The organism is Pseudomonas sp. PDM14 (assembly GCF_014851905.1).
In the GTDB taxonomy this organism is placed as follows: Bacteria; Pseudomonadota; Gammaproteobacteria; order Pseudomonadales; family Pseudomonadaceae; genus Aquipseudomonas.
The window spans coordinates 213685-232935 of the sequence record NZ_JACVAQ010000001.1 but is presented as its reverse complement, the minus strand read 5'-3'; the positions used below and the strand labels follow the sequence as shown (position 1 = coordinate 232935).

Sequence of the window (19251 nt, the reverse complement as noted above, 5' to 3'; positions counted from 1 at the left end):
GTGTGCAGGCTGCCGACGGCCAGGTAGCTGCAGCGGCAACAAAAACAATGGGGCGGAAGCTACCGTGCGTGTCGCATGGCAGGATCAGGCCCCAGTACGATTACCTTCGCACGTGAGCCCGAGGCGGTCGGTGCGTTATGCCGCATAGGGCAGGGCGGTCGTCGGTTGACAGCGGATCTGCACGTGGTGCGGCGCGCCGTCGTCAACCAGGGTGATTGCGCTGCCGACCTGTAATACGCCGTCCAGGAAGGTCTGTGTCGGCTCGCGGCTCTGCGTCACCTCGATGCGGTACGCCGTGCTGCCGAAGCGGTAGTGCAGGGTGAAGCCCGGCCAATATTCCGGTAGTACCGGTTGCAGGGTGAGACGGGCGCCCTCGCGCTGCACGCCGAGCAGCGATTCGACGATCAGCCGGTACATCCAGCCCGCCGAGCCGGTGTACCAGCTCCAGCCGCCGCGACCTTCGTGTGGCGCCACGCCATAGACATCGGCTGCGACCACGTAGGGCTCGGCCTTGTACACGGCGATGGCGGCATCGTCGCCGTGGCTGACCGGGTTGATCAGGCGCAGCAGCTCCCAGGCGCGGACACTGTCGCCGAGCGCGGCGAAGGCCATGCCCGCCCAGATCGCGGCGTGGGTGTACTGGCCACCGTTTTCGCGTACGCCAGGCACGTAACCCTTGATGTAGCCCGGGTCGAGTGCGCCCTTGTCGAAGGGTGGGTCGAGTAGCTGCACCAGGCCGACGTCGCGGCGCAGCAGGTGTCGCTCCAGCGAGTCCATGGCGGTACGTCGGCGGTCATCTCCGGCCGCGTTGGACAGCACCGACCAGCTCTGTGCGATGGAGTCGATGCGGCACTCCTCGTTGGCCGCGGAGCCCAGTGGCGTGCCGTCGTCGAAGTAAGCGCGGCGGTACCACGCTCCGTCCCAGCCGTGTTCTTCGAGGCTGATGCGCAGCGCCGCGGCATGCGCGTCGCAGCGCTGGGCGAAGACATCGTCCTGCTGCAGGCGGGCGATCGGGGCGAACTGTTGCAGCACGTCGTAGAGGAAGAAGCCCAGCCACACGCTTTCGCCGCGCCCCTGTTCGCCGACGCGGTTCATGCCGTCGTTCCAGTCGCCGCAGCCGATCAGCGGCAGGCCGTGGACGCCCAGGCTCATGCCACGCTCGATGGCGCGCACGCAGTGCTGGTAGAGGCTTTCCTGCAGGGACGAGCGCTGCGGCAGGTCGTAGTAGGACTCCTCGCCAGCGTTGAGCAGGCGGCCTTCGAGGTAGCCGACCGGCTCGTCGAGCACGCCATGGTCGGCGGTCAGGCGCACGTAGCGGCTGCTGGCCAGCGGCAGCCACAGGTAGTCGTCGGAGCAGGCGGTGCGCACGCCACGGTTCAGCGGTGGATGCCACCAGTGCTGCACGTCGCCTTCGACGAACTGGTGCGCGGCGCACAGCAGCAGGTGGTCGCGGCAGGCTGCCGGGCTGGCGTGGAGCATGGCCATGCTGTCCTGCAGCTGATCGCGAAAGCCGATGGCGCCGCCGGACTGGTAGTAGCCGCTGCGGGCCCAGAAGCGACAGGCGATGACCTGGTACATCAGCCAGCCATTGACCAGTACGTCAATGGCTGGCTCGGGGGTTTCGATGCGGATTGCCCCCAGCGTGTCGCGCCAGTGAAGGCGCACGTTCTCCAGCGCCTGCGTGGCGGCGGCGCTGCCGCGATGCGCCTGGGCCAGGCGTGCGGCGCTTCCGGCGTCGTGCCCGGCGCCGAGGCGAAAGACGATCTCCTGGCTGTCGCCGTCGGCCAGCTCCAGTGCCACCTGGATCGCCGCGCAAGGGTCCAGGCCGCCGCCGGTGCGCCCCGACAGGCGCGGTTTGCCCATCGCCGCCGGGGCGTTGAGGTTGCCGTTGCGGCCGAGGAATTCGCTGCGATCACCGCTGATGCTGCGCGCTGGCGAGTCCACGTCGAAGAACGCGACGCGCCCGGGAAATTCGATGGAGAAGGCGTTGCGCGCATACAGCACACCGCTGACGGCATCTTCCTCGGTGACCACGTGCATCGCCGATTTCTCGCGCAGGTCGCCGAGCACCCAGGCCACGTAGCCGGTGGCTGACAGTCGCCGTGTGCGCCCGGAGCGGTTGCGGATCTTTAGGCGCGAGAACTTGATCGGTGCATCCAGTGCCACGTACACCCACAGCTCGCTGTGGATACCGTCTTCCTCGTGCTCGAACACGCTGTAGCCGAAGCCGTGGCGGGTGACGTAGGCGCCCACGCCGGGGCGCGGCAGTGGCGTCGGCGACCAGTAGTGGCCGCTGTCCTCGTCGCGCAAGTACAGGGCTTCGTCGCTGGCATCGCCGACCGGATCGTTGCGCCAGGGGGTGAGGCGGAACTCGTGGGCGTTTTCGCTCCAGGTGTAGGCGCTGCCGCTTTCGCTGATCACCGAGCCGAAGTGCGGGTTGGCCAGCACATTGGCCCAGGGCGCCGGCGTGCTGGCGCCCTGGGCGAGGTGGATCACATACTCGCTGCCATCGGCGCTGAAGCCGCCGAGCGCATTGCCCAGCAGCAGCGATGCGCAAGCTGGCGCGGTAGCAGGTGCGGCAAGCGCCGGTGGCAGGCGCATCAGCGTCGGATCAAAACGGGTGAGCGGTGGCTCGACGCGGCGGCGATGCACCTGTTCGGCCAGGCTGCCCTTGCTGTCGCTGAGCACCAGGCGCGCCACGGCGAGCATCAGCAGGCGGTCTTCGCTGGACAGCTGCTGCGCCGGACGGACGAAGATGCCACCGGGGCGGTCGACCAGGTGGGCTTCGCTGCCCGAGGTGACCAGCGCCATGACCAGGTCCTGCAGGTGCTGGCGGTAGCCGACCTGATCCTCGTTCCAGATCACCAGGTCCACGCTCAGGCCCTTCTGTCGCCAGTAGGCGTGGGCCTGCACCAATTGTCGCACCAGCTCGATGTTCTCCGGGGCGGCGATCTGCACCAGTACGATTGGCCGGTCGCCGGAAATCGCCTGGCCCCAGAGGTCAGACTGATTGCGCTGGTTGCTCGCCAGTACGCCTTGCTCGGCGCGCAACGAGGGGTTGGCGTAGAGGATCGAGGCCGCCATCTGCTCGAACAGACGTGCGTCGGCCAGTGAGGCATTGAGCTGGCGCAACAGCACCTGGCTGTGGGTCCAGGCCAGGCCGAACACACGGTCGGCGAGGTGACGGTCGCGGTACTTGTCGATCAGTTGCAGGCACGCCTCGCGGGTGTCGCCGATGCCGGTGACCAGGTCGATGGTCGCGCTCTGCCCGGGGTCGAGGGTGATGCGGCAGCGGATCGCCACGATTGGGTCGAGCACCGAGCCGGCACTGCCGGACAGCTGCTCAGCACCGCGGTCCATGGCTGCCGGGTTGACGGCGCTGCGGCCGCGGCCGATGAAGCGGGCGCGGTCGGTTTCGTAGGAAATCGCGTCGATGTCGACGCCGTGGGCGGCCAGCAGGTGGCACATCCACGGCGTGGCGTCGTGGCTGGCGCGCGGTCGGCGGGTACAGAGGATGGCCTGCAGCGCCGGCAGCAGCTCGGTCTGCACGAACAGTTTGCTGAACGCCGGGTGCAGGGCATCGGCGATGGCCGGGGCGAGTACCACTTCGGCGTAGCTGGTCAGTTCCAGGCTGCGTCGTACACGGGCACGGTTGGTTAGGGTGAGGCGGCGCAGCTCGATGTTGTCCTCGGGCGAGACGACGATTTCGCTGTGGCTGTCGAAGTCGCGTTCGCGCACGCGGAACTCGGCACGGGCGTCGGTGAAGATCGCCTCGTAGCTGGCCGTGCGCTGCAGCGCCGGCTGGTGCGCGGCGGACCAGAAAGCACCGCTGGCGACATCGCGCAGGTAGCAGAACATGCCCCAGTTGTCGCCGCTGATGTCCTCCTGCCAGCGCGTCACCGCCAGCTCGTTGCAGCGGCTGTAACCACCGCCGGCGCTGCTGACCATGACGTGGTAGTTGCCATTGGACAGCAACTGCACGGCGGGGCGGCGACGGTCCGGGTCGGTGTACACGCGCAGCTTGGTTTCCACCGCACGGGCGGCGGCGTCCGCCTCCGGTGCGCTGGCGGCGTGCAGGTACTGGGCGGCGGATTTCGGCACGCGTTCCTGCAGCAGCAGGGCGGTGGCCTGGAACTGCGGATCGGATTCGAAGCGGCGCTGCATCGGCCGGTCCAGCAGCACGTAGGCCAGGGCCAGCAGGCTCATGCCCTGGTGGTGGGCCATGAACGATTGCACCACCACGGAGCTCTGCCCGCGCGGCAGGCGTGCCGGGGTGAAGTCGACCGCCTCGTACAGTCCGTAGGTGCCGGCCAGGCCCTGTGCTGCCAGGCGCTGCAGGTTCTTGCAGGCGGCTTCCGGCGCGACCATCAGGGCCAGGGCGGATGCGTAGGGCGCGACCACGATGTCCTCGCCGAGGCCGCGCTTGAGGCCCAGGCCAGGCACGCCGAAGGCGCGGTACTGGTAGTTGAGCTGGGCGTCCAGGGTGTTGTAGCCGGACTCGGACACGCCCCAGGGCAGGCCGAGCTGCAGGCCATGCTCGATCTGTCGGGCAACGGCCGCCTCGCAGGTCTGGTCGAGCAGGGTACCGGCATAGCTGGGCATGATCAGCATCGGCATCAGGTATTCGAACATCGAACCGGACCAGGACAGCAGCACCGGCACACCTCCACTGTTGGTGAGCAGGCGGCCGAGGGTGAACCAGCCTTCCTGGGGCAGCTGACCTTGGGCGATGACGACGAAATTGGTCAGCCGCGCCTCGGAGGCGAGCAAGTCGTAGTAAGCGGCATCCAGGCGGTTTTCATCGGCGTTGTAGCCGATGGCGAACAGGTCGCGGCGGGCATCGTAGAGGAAGCTGAAATCCATGTGCGCGAGCTCGCCGGCCAGGTGCGCCAGGCGCTGTGCGGTGGCCATGTGTGCGGCCGCGTGACGGCGTACGCGCAGCACGCGTTCGCGGGCGGCGACGGGCCACAGCTCGGGGTCCACTTGCGCCAGCTGGCGCCAGGTGGCCAATGCTGGTGTTGTGCCTGGGTTGGGCGCAGGCAGGTACAGGTCGGCGAGCTCTGCATGCTGTTCGGCGCACTGCGTCAGCAGCGCCTGCATCCAGCGCTGGGCCTCGCTCTCCGGCAGGCTGGCAAGGAGTGGGGTGAGGGCCTCGATCTGCTGGATGAACTGCCACAGGCGCTCGCCGGCGACCTGGGCATTCGGCTGATCGTCCTGCGCCGTCTGCAGGTGCGCCTGCAGGTTTGCCAAGGGGCGCGCATCCATGTGTACGGCGAGCATGGCGTCGTGCAGCACGGCCAGGGTGTCGCCCAGGCCTCGGAACAGCTGCGGGTTGACGATGGGCTGGTCGGCGAGTTCGAGCAGGCCCGGACGCAGGGTCAGCAGCAGGCCGGCGAGGTTGCCACTGTCCACCGTTGACACGTAGTGCGGCGGCAGGGGCTTGAGGGTCTGCGTGTCGTACCAGTTGTAGAAATGCTGCCGATAGCGCTCCAGGCGGCCCATGCTGCTCAACGACTGGTCGAGCCTGGCGAGCAAGCGGCTGGCGCTGAGGTAGCCAAAATCGTGGGCGGCCAGGTGTGAGAGCAGGGCCATGCCCATGTTGGTTGGCGAGGTGCGGTGGGCGATGACCGCGACGGGCTGTTCCTGGACGTTGTCCGGCGGCAGCCAGTTGTCTGCCGGGCCGACATGCTGGTCGAAGAACGCCCAGGTCTTGCGCGCCAGGTTGCGCAGAAAGCGCAGCTCTTCGGCAGACGGGCTGAAGGCGCTACGCGCCGATGGCCGACTCAGCCACCAGGCGATGGCCGGGCAAGCCAGCCAGAGCAGCAGCAACGGGCTGGCGACGGCGAGTACCGCCGGTGACGGCAGCAGCAGGGCTGCCGCCAACAGCGCCAGCGCCGGGGCGATCCACATCAGCCGATAGAGGCCGGGCAGGTCATTGCGGGCGCTGCGTTCCACTTCGCGCGAGGGCGCCCATTGCAGCAGGTGGCGCCGACTGATCAGCACCCGCCACAGGGTACGGGCGATGGCGTCGACGCTGAACTGTGCTTCGAACGGCAGCCATACCAGGGTCAGCAGGCCGCGGCTGAAGTGCTGCACGGCCGAACGCAGGGTGGCGCGCAGGTGTTGGCCGAGCGGTACGTCATGAGGTTTGCGGCGTAGTTCCAGCAGCGAGCTGAGCAGCGGCTGCGCCAGTACAAGGGCGACGACCGCCAGCGTCCAAGGCAGCGCCGGCACGCCGCCGAACCAGCCATACAGCAACAGGCCAAGAAAGGCCACGGGCTCCAGGCTGCGGCGCAGGTTATCGGCGATCTTCCAGCGCGCCAGGGCGTCCAGGCGATTGCGTTCCAGGCCGCCCTCGGGCTTGGGTGTCCACGGCAGCAGCCAGGGCAACAGCTGCCAATCACCGCGAATCCAGCGGTGCCGGCGTTTGACGTCGGCGCTGTAGCGCGCCGGGTGTTCCTCGTACAGCTGCACATCGCTGAGCAGCCCGGCGCGGGCGTAGCAGCCTTCGATCAGGTCGTGGCTGAGGATGCGATTGTCGGGGAAGCGCCCTTGCAAAGCGGTCTCGAAGGCATCCACGGCGTAGATGCCCTTGCCGATGAACGAGCCTTGCTCGAACAGGTCCTGGTACACGTCGGACACGGCGCGGGTATAGGGGTCGATACCGGCATCGCTGCCGAATAGCTGGGCGTAGGGCGAGCGGCCGACACTGGGCAGGCTGATGCCCACCCGTGGCTGCAGGATCGCGTAGCCGGCGCTGATGCATCGGCTGGTCGGGTCGAGCTGCGCCTGGTTCAGCGGGTGGGCCATGGCACCGATCAGCTGACGGGCGACATCGCGCGGCAACTGGGTGTCGGTGTCGAGGGTGATCACATAGGCGATTGGCGGCAGCGCGGCGATGTTGCCGACGATCAGCGCGAAGTGCTCCTGGCCATGCCCGCGCAACAGCGCATTGAGCTGGGCGAGCTTGCCGCGCTTGCGTTCGTGGCCCATCCACACATGCTCCGCCACGCTCCAGCGGCGCGGACGGTGGAACAGGAAGAAGCGCTCGGCCCCGACCGGCGGGTACTTGGCATTGAGCGCCTCGATGGCCTGGCGCGCCTGGCGTAGCAGGGCGGCGTCTTCGTCGAGCACCTTGTTCGGCGCGTCCATGAAGTCAGTCAGCAGGGCGAAGTGCAGGTTGGCGTCGCGGTTGGCGAGAAAACGTACCTCCAGGCCTTCGACCAACTCCTCGATATCGCGGGCGCTGGCGATCAGGGTTGGCACGACCACCAGGGTGCGTGACTGCTGTGGAATGCCATCGCTGTAGTCCAGACGCGGCAGCAGGGTGGGTGTCACGGTCAGCGTCACCAGCCAGTTGATCAGGCCCAGGGCCAAACGACTGGTCATCAGCAGGGTCGCGATGCTCAGCAGCACGAGGGGCGTGTTGCTCAGGCCCGTAGTGCGCACGGCATCGACGAAGGGCCAGGCGAACAGCACGCTGAGAAGCAAGACCGGCAGTAGGAAGAACACCAGCGGCGCACGGCGCAGCAGGCGCTGCCAGCCATCGCCCAGCGGCATGCGCGCCGCGAGTTGGCGGCGCAACTCGCTCAGGCCTTTGTCCACCAGGTAGTAGCCGACGTGCCCGGCCACGCCGATGCCTTGATGCGACTCGGCCAGGTCGACGGCGGCCTGAGCGACCTGCTCTTCGGCGTGGTTGCAGTGGCGCGCCAGGCGTTCGACGACATGGCGATAGTGGTCGCGGGTGGCGAAGTCCATGCCGGCATAGATCGCTGCCGGGTCCTGGCGCAATACCTGTTCGACGTGACTCATGCGTTCGACGAAGCTGCGCCAGTCGGTAGCCGAGAGCAGACGCAGGCTGCCGATGCTGTTGCTGATCGACACCTGTTCCGAGGCTTGCTGCTGCGCATCGAGCTGGACCAGCCGCTCGATGTTCAGCCCGTTCTCGCCGAGGGTCTGCTCGATCCAGGTCAGGGGCAGGATCAGGGCGGCGCTCTGGCCCTGCAGGCGCCGGGCCAGTTCGGCGACGAACGAACTGGTCATCGGTGGCTGCGAGCGGGCCATGTCGGCCACCGTGAGCACCACGCTCTTGGCGTCGAGCCCGGCGGTTTCGCTGAGGCGGTCGGCCCAGTCGTTGGCCAGGTTGCGGTCGTCCCAGTTGGCCATCACCCGCGAGGCCACGCGGCGCAGGTTTTCGATCAGCGCCAGGCGCAGCATGATCGGGATCGCCCACAGTTCGCCGAGGGTCAGCGGGGTGACCGACTGATAGGCCTCGATGAAACGGCTGAGGCTTTCCGCGTCGACCCGGCCGTCACCGTGGGAAATGGTTTCCAGGGCAATGTCATAGACCCGTGGCAGGCCGCTGGATGGCCCATTGGCCAGGCTCGGCAGCTCACGGCTGTAGCCCCGCGGCAAGTGCTTGCGCGCGGTGCGGATCTGCTCCTCGACCAGGTAGAAGTTGTCCAGCAGCCATTCCGCCGCCGGGGTGGCGCGGCGTGTCGCCTGCGGCACCTGGCCGAGCATCTCGCAACTGCGTGCGAGCAGCGTTTCATTGTCGGCCAGGCGCGCGAGCAGCGAGTTGTGGGTGGAGCGTTGGCTCAACTGGTGCTGGGCGGCGAGCTGGCTGCCATGGCTGGCCATCTGTTCGGTGCTGAACAGTTCGGCGCGCAGGACGGGTTCATATTCGAACTTGCGAGGTAGGCCGCGCAGGCGCGACAGAGAGCGGTTCCATAGACTGTTCATCGGTTCCTTGACCACCACGCCTGATTGCAACGACGTGACTTCGGTGATGTGCGGTGCCCAGACGGCGCTGGCTTGCGGGCAAATGCCCGAGCGGGACAGGGGAGGCGGCAAACGGCGTTGACGGAGCTCTGCTGGGTACCAGTCTGCCGCTGGCACCGGCAGGCGTCTGTCCGCTAGCGCACATAGGCCCGGCAATTGCCTGCAAACCGGGCCTGTCACAACCAATCACCCGCTAAGCGCGCTGGCGCACCGACGCTGTCGGTGGGGAGGGCCACTGTCAGTGGGCCGTCGCTGCGCAACTCGTGGAGCGCGGACAGCCGAGGTCACCATGAAAGTATCCGACGAGAACCCGCCCACCCTTGATCAGCCGTCTACCGATCAGCCGCGCAAGCCCAAACAGACCAGCCTGCCCAAGCAGGAGCATGGTGGCGTGATGTACCAGCGGCCGTTCGGCAAGGTCGAGCGCATTCCCCAGGTCGTGCCTGGCGATGCCAGCAATGAACCCGTGGCCGAGATACCGCCGCCGAAGGAACGTCGCATCAACCCGGATTGCAACGGGTACTGAGTTGTCCTGGTCGGGCGATGTAGGCCGTGCCCAGCCTTGATCTAGTCACGCTGACGCGCGTGCAGGTACGGCAGCAGGCGATCGGTTTCCTTCTTCACCACCGCATAGCACTCGCAGCTCAGGCGTTCCAGCTTGGGCCGGTCGAGCACGGTGATGTGCCCGCGGCTGTACTCGATCACGCCCAGGCGTTGTAGCTTGCCGGCAGCATCGGTCACGCCTTCGCGGCGGACGCCGAGCATGTTGGCGATCAGTTCCTGGGTCATGATCAGCTCATTGCCGGGCAGGCGGTCCAGTGACAGCAGTAACCAGCGGCACAGTTGCTGATCGATGCTGTGGTGGCGGTTGCACACGGCGGTCTGTGCCATCTGCGTGATCAGCGCCTGGGTGTAGCGCAGCATCAGTTGAAGCATTTCCCCATGACGGTTGAATTCGTCTTTCAGGCGCTGCCCGGCCAGGCGATAGGCCGAGCCTGCGCTTTGCACAATGGCCCGACTCGGTGTGCTCTCGCCCCCCATGAACACTGCGACGCCGATCAGCCCTTCGTTGCCCACCACTGAAATCTCTGCCGACGCGCCGCTTTCCATCACGTAGAGCAGCGAGACGATGGCGTTGGTGGGGAAGTAGACATTGCGCAGGGCGTCACCAGGCTCGTACAGCACATCGCCGAGTTGCAGCTGGATCAGCTCCAAGTGCTCGAACAGTCGACTCTGGACCTCGGCGGGGAGAGCGGCGAGAAGGTGGTTCTGCTGAGGTGTCACGGACATGCTTACCGCCTGTAGGAATGAATCACCGGCGCGTTGGCCGTCGGCATCCGCGATGGGTGCGTTGTAGAGTGCAGGCGACCAGCGGCAACAACGTCGCTTGGGGCGTCTGCGATTTCTCCGCCTGGAGGACGTCGCACCGCGGTGATCACGCCGTCACGGCGGCGAATGAGGGGGCATTACAACTGAGGTAGCCATCGGCTGCGCAAGACCGCGCAGGCTACAGGCTGGGGGCGTTTGCCGTGCGCAGAGGTGCTGGCGAGCGGCGGGGCATCGCGCAACTCTACTCTTAAGCCGGGCGCGGTACAGGATTACTTCGTCGCCTGCTACCGCATGCCAACGCTTGCCCTCGCCGATTCCTGCGGTAATCTTCAGAAACCGCAGATAAAGGCCCAGCCAGAGAGGCCTGATGCAGTTGGCGTGCTCATTTCAGGTAGGGAGGGCAGAAATTGAATTGGTTGGTCACTTATTCGCGCGATGGCGAGGTGCGCACCGGCATGCTCAAGGCGCGTTTCGTTCCGCATATCTCGGCGGTGAAATTCACCGTGCTGGCCGCCGAACTGGGCCAGTCGGATGCGCCCTCGGAGCCAACTGGCCTGAGCAACGACGAGCGCCTGGAACAGCTCGGGATCAAGATTCTCGACGTCCAGCTCGCGCCCCGCCGCACTCGTGCCCAGCTCGTGGAAGCTGCGGATAAAGGCCGCTGAGCGGACGCGGACACAGACTCATCCTCGGCACCGGGGGATCGCTCATTTATATGTCGATCTTTTTGCCGCATCGGCAGTCACACTCGCAGCAGCCACACTCTCACTGACTCGCCGAATTGTCGGACAGACTTTTCAGGTGCCAATAATTGACCTTTGATAACGCTTCCACGCCCCAACTCAACAAAGTCGCGACCGGCATCAGCGGTTTCGATGAAATCACCCTGGGTGGCCTGCCCGAGGGCCGGCCTTCGCTGGTCTGCGGCGCTGCCGGTTGCGGCAAGACGCTGTTCGGCATGACCTTTCTGGTCAAGGGCGCGACCGAAGACGGCGAGCCCGGTGTGTTCATGAGTTTCGAGGAGCGGCCCAAGGACCTGGTCGACAACGTCGAGTCCCTGGGGTACGACCTGCAGGCGCTGATCGCGCAGAAACTGATCACCATCGATCACGTCTACCTGGACCGCAGCGAAATCGAGGAAACCGGCGAGTACGACCTCGAAGGTCTATTCGTGCGCCTGGGTTACGCCATCGACAGCATCGGCGCCAAACGCGTGGTGCTCGATACGATCGAGGCGCTGTTCTCCAGCTTCAAGGACATCAGCGTGCTGCGCGCCGAACTGCGCCGCCTGTTTTACTGGCTCAAGGAACGGGGCGTCACCACCATCGTCACCGGCGAGCGTGGCGAAGGCCAGCTGACCCGCTATGGCATCGAGGAATACGTCTCGGACTGCGTGGTGCTGCTGGACAACCGCGTGGTCGACCAGATCACCACCCGTCGCCTGCGCGTGATCAAGTACCGCGGCTCCTCGCACGGCACCAACGAATACCCGTTCTTCATCGACGAGCACGGCATCACCGTACTGCCGATCACCGCGGCCGGCCTCAACCACGACGCGCCGAGCGAGACGGTGCAGACCGGCATCAGCGGCCTCGACCAGATGCTCCACCGCGGCGGTTATTTCCGCGGTTCCAGCGTGCTGGTCTCCGGCCTCGCCGGTACCGGCAAGACCACCTTCGCCGCCAGCTTCATCAATGCCTGCTGCCTGCGCGGCGAGCGCTGCCTGTTCTTTTCCTTCGAGGAATCGCAGAGCCAGCTGATCCGCAACCTCCGTTCGGTGGGGCTCGACCTGAGCGCCTACAGCGACAATGGCCTGTTGCGCATCGAGTCGGCGCGGCCGAGCCTGTATGGTCTGGAAGTGCACCTGGCGCGCATGTATCGCGAGATTCTCGAGTTCGAACCGCAGGCCGTGGTGATCGACCCGATCTCGGCGTTCCGCGGCCCCGAGTCGGAGGTGCATGCGACCCTGCTGCGCCTAGTCGACCTGCTCAAGCAGCGCTCGATCACCGCGATCTTCACCAGCCTGTCGGACGCCAAGAGCCGTTCCGATGGCCTCGACCGCGAAGTCTCCTCGTTGATGGACACCTGGGTGTCGCTGAGCAGTGTCGAGGCGGACGGCGAACACAACCGTCTGCTCTACGTGCTCAAGTCGCGTGGCATGGGCCATTCCAACCAGGTGCGCGAATACCATATCGACGAGCACGGCATTTCCCTGGTGCGTCCCTATGTCGGCCCCCACGGTGTACTCACGGGATCGGCGCGGCTCAATCAGGAAGCGCGCGAGCTGCGCGAGGCCGAGCAGCGCAAGCAACTGCTCGAGCAGCGCAAGCGCGAGAAGGAAAAGCACCGCGCCCAGCTCGAACGCAAGATCGCCGAGATGCGTGCCGCGCTGGAGGTCGAGGAAGAAGACGAGGCTCTGCTGGTCGATGATGAAACCCGCCAGCTGCTGTCCGAAGATGACGTGCGACAGCGCCTGGCTGCAGCCCGAGGGCTGGTGGAATGACATCGCAGCCGATCGATCCCGATGCAATCGGCCCCGAGGGGCACTACGCGCTGCGCCTGTATGTGGCGGGGCAGACGCCGAAGTCGGTTACCGCGCTGCGCAACCTGCAGCGCATCTGTGAGGAATACCTGGCTGGGGCATATACCATCGAAGTCATCGATCTCCGTGTGACCCCGCAACTGGCCGCTGGCGACCAGATTCTCGCGTTGCCGACCCTGGTGCGCCACCTGCCCACACCGCTGGTCAAAATCATCGGCGACCTGTCCAACACGGACAAGGTTCTGGTCGGTCTGGATATCCGCAAAGAGTCGGCAACGTGAGCACTACCACGCAGCTGCCCGGATGCGAGAGCTCCGAGCAGTTCTGCGTGCTGCGGCTGTACGTGTCGGGCAATACCGCGCGCTCGACACGCGCCATCCAGAACCTGCGCACGGTGTGCGACGCGCACCTCAGCGAGCGCTACAGCCTGGAAGTCATCGACATCTACCAGAACCCGCGGGCGGCGCGCGAGGCGCAGATCATCGCCGTGCCGACCCTGCTCAAACTCTTGCCGGAGCCGACTCGCCTGCTGATCGGCGACCTCTCCGATCTTGACAAGCTGCGCTCGGCGCTGGGTATCGGGGGGGTGGATTACCCATGATCGAACGTGTGCCCGGGATGACGGACGAGCAGTACATCGAGCAGCTCACGCGCAAGCTGCGCGAGGCCGAAGACACCCTGGAGGCGATCCGCACCGGCAGTGTCGACGCGTTGTTCATCGACAACGGCGAGGGCGTCAGCCTGTACACCCTGGAAAGCGCCGACCGGCCCTACCGCACGCTGATCGAGCAAATGCAGGAAGGCGCGCTGTCGATGTCGCCCGAGGGGGTGATTCTCTACGGCAACCAGCGTCTGTGCGAAATCCTTCAGCATGGGTCGGCGCAGGTGGTCGGCCGCGAATTCGTCGAGTTCGTCACGCCTGCCGAGCGTCCGCGCTTTCTCGAATTTCTCGGCGCCAGTGCCAACGCGGCCGGGCGCGGCGACTTCGATCTGCTGGCCAAGGACGGTTCGGTGTTCCCCGCCTACCTGTCGTTTCGCGCACTGGATGGAGAGGGCCCCGGCAGCCCGATCATCTGCGGCATCGTCACTGACCTGACTCAGTAGCGTCTGATGGAGGCGCGCCTGAGCCAGGCGCAGAAGATGGAGGCACTGGGCCAGCTGACCGGTGGCCTGGCCCACGACTTCAACAACCTGCTGCAGGGCATCAAGGGCAGCCTGGACCTGATCATCCATCGCAGCGACTCGCCGCGTGTGCCGGCCTGGGCCGAAGCCGGGATGAAGGCTGCCGACCGTGGCGCCAAGCTCACTGCGCAGCTGCTGGCCTTTTCCCGCTCGCAGAAGATCGAACTCAAGCCGCTGGTGATCAACGAGGTGATCGGTGAAATGACCGATCTGCTCAAGCGCTCCCTGGGCTCCAACGTGCGTATCCGCCTGGAACTGGAGCTTGGCCGGCACTGGGTGCTGAGCGACTCGACCCAGCTCGAGCTGGCCATCCTCAACCTGGCGCTGAATGCCCGCGATGCCATGACCGAGGGCGGCGAGCTACTTATAGCCACCCGCCACCAACCGGCCGGCATCGGCGACAGCGGCCCTGGCGAGATGCAGGTGTGCATCGGCGACAACGGCAGCGGCATGTCCGAAGACGTGCGCCTCAAGGCGTTCAACCCGTTCTACACGACCAAGGTACTGGGCGCCGGCACTGGCCTGGGCCTGGCTCAGGTGCAGAGCATCGTCGAGCAGTCCAGCGGGGTGGTGCGCATTGAGTCGCAGCTCGGCCAGGGCACCCAGGTGTACCTGACGCTACCCTGTACGCACAGCCGTGCAGGCGCCAATGAGCTGCCGGTGGCAGCGCCGGAAGCCAGGCTGCGCAAGAAACGCATTCTGGTGATCGACGATGACGACCAGGTGCGCCGCGTGGTGATCGACATGCTCGAGCTGCTCGGTCACCAGGTCCACGAAGCATCCGGCGGCGAGCAGGGTTTGCGGCAGATCGAGACACTGGAGCCGGACCTGGTGCTGCTCGATTTTGCCATGCCTACCATCAATGGCGCTGAAGTGGCGCAGCGGGCGCGGGTCAAGTGCGCGGGGCTGCCGATCATCTTCATCAGCGGCTTTTCCGATACCGAACAGCTGGAGCGCGCGGTCGGTGCCAGCGCCACGGTGCTGCGCAAGCCGTTCACCATCGCTCAGCTGCAGACCCTGATCGAGAGCACCGGCGCCGCCGAATAGTGCCTGTCGGGTGAAACCTCAGAGGCTGCCCTGGCGTCGACGGTGCCGCTGCTGCAACAGGGCGTCGGCCAGCTCGGCGGCATTCGAGGCTATTTCGTCCAGGTCGGCGCCACCGCTCAGGGACGCCGGTTGCATGGCGTTGTTCTGGGTAGCCGATGACACGTGCAGCTCACCGATCAGAATCAGCGCAGCCGACACGTAGCGGTCCCATACCAGCAGCTCCTCGTCATTCAACTTCTGCATAAACCACCCGCCTTACGGCTTGTTCTGTATAGATTCGGACCGGCGAACGCTATCGCGATTCCAACTAAAAATTGCAACGCGGGTATGGGCGCACCCGGCTCTCAGAACAGCGCGCTGCTGACGCCGCCCAGCACGCCGCTGGCCAGCACCACCAGCCACGGCGGCACGCGCAGGAACATCAGCGCGACCAGCGCCAGCAGGGCCAGGGCGATGTCCTGCGGGCCGCGAATGGCGCTGGTCCACAGCGGGTCGTAGAGGGCCGCCAGTAGCAGGCCGACCACCGCGGCGTTGATTCCGGCCAGCGCTGCCTGGCTGCGTTGGCTGCGGCGCAGGCGTTCCCAGAACGGCAGGGCGGCGAACACCAGCAGCATCGAAGGCAGGAAAATCGCCACCAGGCCGAGCAGGCCTCCGAGCCAGCCATTCGGCGGGCCATTCAACGAGGCGCCGATAAAGGCAGCGAAGGCGAACAGCGGCCCGGGCATGGCCTGGGTGGCGCCGTAGCCGGCGAGGAATACCTCGTCACTGATCCAGCCGGCTGGCACCAGTTCGGCCTGCAGCAGCGGCAGCATCACATGGCCGCCGCCGAACACCAGGGCACTGCTGCGATAGAAGATGTCGAGCATGGCCAGGCCCTGGCTGGGGTAGAGGCTGCGCAGCAGCGGCAGGGCGATCAACAGGGCGACGAACAGGCCCAGCCAGCACAGCCCGGCGCGGGCTCGGATCGCCGGCCACAATGGCTCGTGGGCCGGCAGGTGCGCGGGTTTGATCAGCAGCAGGCCGACCAGGCCGGCGAGCAGGATCGCGCCGATCTGCCCGAGCGCCGTGGGGATCAGCAGCACGAGCATGGCCGTCAGCACCATTAGGAGCAGGCGCAATGCGCCACGGCAGAGGGTGCGCGCCATGCCCCACAGCGCCTGGGCGACCACTGCCACGGCGACCACCTGCAGGCCGTGCAGCACGCCGGCGGGCAACAGGTCGCCGTAGCGCGAGATGCCCAGGGCGAAGAGGATCAGCACCACGGCGGTGGGCAGGGTGAAGCCGGCCCAGGCCGCCAGCGCGCCGAGGTAGCCGCAGCGCGACAGGCCCAGGGCCATGCCGACCTGGCTGCTGCCGGGGCCGGGCAGGAACTGGCAGAGAGCGACCAGGTCAGCGTAACTCTGCTCGCTCAGCCAGCGCCGACGGCTGACGAACTCCTGGCGGAAATACCCCAGGTGCGCGATCGGCCCGCCGAAGCTGGTCAGGCCCAGGCGCAGGAAGATCAGAAAGATCGACCAGGCGGAGCGGTCAGGGGTGGCGGCAGGGTCGATGGCATCACCTGTGGCGGGGCGGCTGGGGCAAGCACCATAGCAAAACCGCCGGCGCAATGGAGCCGGCTGGCGGGCCATTGTCGGTGTGCAGAAATAAGCGGGAGCAAGCCGCCGTGGCTGCGGTCGAACGGATTCGCCAGGCGCCGCGTTGCCAGCGATCCGTCCGATGCGCTATACGATTGGAAGGTCGCCAGGCCCCGCGCCATGGGCAGCATGCGCTGCCGGTTGGGCACGCGGCTGCCGGTGCAATTCCTACTGAGGACGTCGATGCAATTTCTATCTGACAGCCACGGCTGCCAAGGCTGGAGCGGCGAAATGGCCGCGCGCATTCTGGCGTTCGACTGGTCGAAGACCGACCTGGGCCCGATCGCGGAGTGGACGCCGAGCCTGCGTTCGGCGGTGCAGTTTCTGCTGGCCTCACCGGTGCCGCTGGTGATGCTCTGGGGCCGCGCTGGCTACATGATCTACAACGACGCCTACTCGGTCTTCGCCGGCGGCCGCCACCCCTATCTGCTCGGCACGCAGGTGGAACTGGGCTGGCCGGAGGTCGCCGATTTCAACCGCAACATCGTCGACACCTGCCTGGCGGGTGGCACGCTGACCTACCGCGACAAATCCCTCGAACTGCTGCGCCACGGCGTGCCCGAGGAAGTCTGGCTGGACCTCTACTACAGCCCGGTCCCCGGCGACGATGGCGAGCCGGCCGGGGTGATGGCGGTGGTGGTGGAAATCACCGACCGGATCAACGCCGAGCGCCTGCGTCACGATGCGGAGGATGCCTACCGCGGCACCAACGAGCGTTTGCAACTGGCCCTGAACACCGGCGCGCTGCTCGGCTGCTATGTCTGGGATGTCGGCGCCAACGAGGTCACGGGTGACGAGCGTTTCGCCCGCACCTTCTCGCTGCCGGTCGAGCGTTGCCAGCAAGGCCTGCCGATCGAGGCGGCCACAGTAATCATCCACCCCGACGACGTCGAGCGCGTCACCGCGGCGATCCAGTACACCGTGGAAAACGGCGGCCCGTACAACGCCGAGTACCGCATTCGCCGCCCCGATGGCAGCTACCTGTGGATTCTCGCCAGCGGCCGCTGCGAGCTGGACGAGCAGGGCCGGGCGCTGCGCTTTCCCGGGGTGCTGATCGACATCCACGAACGCAAGATCGCCGAAGAGGCGCTGCTGCAGCTGACCCGCAACCTCGAACAGCGGGTCAGCGAGGAAGTGCAGGCACGCTCGGCGACCGAGGAGCGCCTGCGCCAGTCGCAGAAGCTCGAAGCCATCGGCGGGCTCACCGGTGGCGTCGCCCACGACTTCAACAACGTGCTGCAGGTGATTTCCGGCAACCTGCAGTTGCTGGCGCGCAAGGAGCGCGACAACCCCAACGTGCAGCGCCATGTGAACGCAGCGCTAGGCGCGGTGGAACGTGGTGCCAAGCTGTCCGCGCAGTTGCTGGCCTTCGCCCGCCGCCAGCCGCTGTCACCGGCAGCGTACAACCCGCGGCGCATCTACGAAGGGTTGGGCGAGCTGCTGCAGCGCGCCCTCGGTGAAACCATCCAGATGGAAGTGCAGTTGCCGAGCGCGCCGTGGTGCATCCACGTCGACCGCAACCAGTTGGAAAACGCCTTGCTCAACCTGGCGATCAACGCCCGCGACGCCATGCAGGGCGAGGGCACCATCGTCTTCAACGGCGAGAATGTGATCCTCAACGCGCCGCAGTGCGTGGGCAAGGACATCGCCCCCGGCGATTACGTGCGCCTGGGTGTCTCAGACAGCGGCGCGGGCATGTCGACAGAAATCCTGCAGCGCGCCTTCGAGCCCTTCTTCACCACCAAGCCGAATGGCCAGGGCACCGGGTTGGGCCTGAGCATGGTGTTCGGCTTCGTCAAGCAGAGTGGCGGGCATATCGAGATGAGCAGCGAGGAAGGCCGCGGCACCACGGTGCTGATGTACTTCCCGCGCAGCCAGGAGCTGGCCCAGGACGAAGAGGGCGAGAGCGTCGACCTGCAGGTGGGCGGCCGCGAAAGCATTCTGGTGGTAGAGGATGACGAGGCGGTGCGCAGCACCACGGTCGAGTTGCTGCAGCAGCTGGGCTACGCGGTGCTGGTGGCCGGCAACGGTGATGCGGCGCTGGAGATTTTGCAGAGCGGGGCGCAGGTCGATCTGGTGTTCACCGACGTGGTCATGCCGGGCCAGGTGAAGAGCATCGACCTGGCCATCTGGGCGCGGCAGCAGAAGCCGCCGATTCCGGTGCTGTTCACCTCTGGGCACACCCGCGACATCATCTCGCGGGACAACGAGCTGGACGCCGACACCCACCTCCTGAGCAAGCCCTATAGCCCCGATGCGCTGACCGCTATGGTGCGCATGGTGCTCAACGGCTAGGGCGCGCGCGTGGGCTGACGGCTCAGTCGTCGCGGGTCAGCACTTCCAGCAGCTCGATCTCGAACAGCAGGTTGGAATTGGGCGGGATGGCCGCCATGCTGCGCTCGCCGTAGCCCAGGTGCGCCGGCACGAACAGCTTGCGTGTGCCGCCGACGCGCATGCCCATCAGGCCCTGGTCCCAACCCTTGATCACGCGGCCGCTGCCGATCACGCACTGGAAGGGTTTGCCGCGCGAGTAAGACGAGTCGAACTCCGTGCCGTCCTCGAGAGTGCCGCGGTACTGGGTGGTGATCAGGGCGCCCTTGACCACTGCCTTGCCATCGCCCAGGTGCAGGTCTTCCACGTGCAGTTCTTCGCTCATCGCTCACTCTCGTTGCCGGTTGCCCGGTCATTGCTCGGGCCGGCATTTTTCCCTTATGCGCGGCGTCTGGCAACCAGGTC

13 protein-coding genes are annotated in these 19251 nt (G+C 66.5%); 8 read left to right on the top strand and 5 right to left on the bottom strand.

Translation table 11 applies throughout. The features are described 5' to 3' along the window. Positions 1-135 precede the first annotated feature (135 nt). Entirely contained in the window at positions 136-8742 is an 8607-nt protein-coding gene (locus tag IB229_RS00915; protein WP_192324016.1) for a glycoside hydrolase family 94 protein, read from the bottom strand. Between the two features lie 328 nt (positions 8743-9070). On the opposite strand from IB229_RS00915, the gene IB229_RS00910 reads away from it, so the two are divergent. After that, complete coding sequence (locus IB229_RS00910) at positions 9071-9307, top strand: hypothetical protein (RefSeq protein WP_192324014.1); 237 nt, start codon at positions 9071-9073, stop codon at positions 9305-9307. Positions 9308-9348: 41 nt separating this feature from the next. On the opposite strand, the gene IB229_RS00905 is transcribed toward IB229_RS00910, so the two are convergent. Continuing rightward, complete coding sequence (locus IB229_RS00905; protein WP_192324012.1) at positions 9349-10071, bottom strand: Crp/Fnr family transcriptional regulator; 723 nt, start codon at positions 10069-10071, stop codon at positions 9349-9351. Positions 10072-10517: 446 nt separating this feature from the next. On the opposite strand from IB229_RS00905, the gene IB229_RS00900 reads away from it, so the two are divergent. The 6 genes from IB229_RS00900 (at position 10518) to IB229_RS00875 (ending at position 14881) form a co-directional block, all read left to right on the top strand. Beyond that, complete coding sequence (locus IB229_RS00900; protein ID WP_192324011.1) at positions 10518-10775, top strand: hypothetical protein; 258 nt, start codon at positions 10518-10520, stop codon at positions 10773-10775. A gap of 146 nt (positions 10776-10921) precedes the next feature. Further along, positions 10922-12613, top strand: coding sequence for a circadian clock protein KaiC (gene kaiC / locus IB229_RS00895; protein WP_192324008.1), 1692 nt, complete (start codon positions 10922-10924; stop codon positions 12611-12613). After that, positions 12610-12933 (top strand): circadian clock KaiB family protein, encoded by a 324-nt coding sequence (locus tag IB229_RS00890; protein WP_192324007.1) that lies wholly within the window; start codon positions 12610-12612, stop codon positions 12931-12933. Before kaiC ends, IB229_RS00890 begins: the two co-directional genes overlap by 4 nt. Further along, a complete protein-coding gene (locus tag IB229_RS00885; protein ID WP_192324004.1) occupies positions 12930-13253 on the top strand; it encodes a circadian clock KaiB family protein in 324 nt (107 codons plus the stop codon). The genes IB229_RS00890 and IB229_RS00885 overlap by 4 nt, the downstream gene beginning before the upstream one ends. Continuing rightward, the gene (locus IB229_RS00880) at positions 13250-13756 is read left to right on the top strand and encodes a PAS domain-containing protein (RefSeq protein WP_192324002.1); all 507 of its coding nucleotides are present in this window, start codon (positions 13250-13252) and stop codon (positions 13754-13756) included. The genes IB229_RS00885 and IB229_RS00880 overlap by 4 nt, the downstream gene beginning before the upstream one ends. A 6-nt stretch (positions 13757-13762) precedes the next feature. Beyond that, positions 13763-14881 (top strand): response regulator, encoded by a 1119-nt coding sequence (locus IB229_RS00875; RefSeq protein ID WP_192324000.1) that lies wholly within the window; start codon positions 13763-13765, stop codon positions 14879-14881. 18 nt (positions 14882-14899) lie between these two features. On the opposite strand, the gene IB229_RS00870 is transcribed toward IB229_RS00875, so the two are convergent. Both IB229_RS00870 and chrA read right to left on the bottom strand, forming a co-directional pair. After that, a complete protein-coding gene (locus IB229_RS00870; protein ID WP_192323998.1) occupies positions 14900-15124 on the bottom strand; it encodes a hypothetical protein in 225 nt (74 codons plus the stop codon). Between the two features lie 101 nt (positions 15125-15225). Further along, complete coding sequence (chrA, locus tag IB229_RS00865; protein WP_318652100.1) at positions 15226-16431, bottom strand: chromate efflux transporter; 1206 nt, start codon at positions 16429-16431, stop codon at positions 15226-15228. Between the two features lie 267 nt (positions 16432-16698). Here chrA and IB229_RS00860 point away from each other — a divergent pair, with 267 nt between their 5' ends. Beyond that, positions 16699-18810, top strand: coding sequence for a PAS domain-containing sensor histidine kinase (locus tag IB229_RS00860; protein WP_192323994.1), 2112 nt, complete (start codon positions 16699-16701; stop codon positions 18808-18810). A 22-nt stretch (positions 18811-18832) separates the two neighbouring features. Here the strand turns inward: IB229_RS00860 and IB229_RS00855 are convergent, their stop codons facing one another. Then, positions 18833-19171: an FKBP-type peptidyl-prolyl cis-trans isomerase gene (locus IB229_RS00855; RefSeq protein WP_192323992.1), complete on the bottom strand. Its 339-nt coding sequence runs from the start codon at positions 19169-19171 to the stop codon at positions 18833-18835. Positions 19172-19251 lie beyond the last annotated feature (80 nt).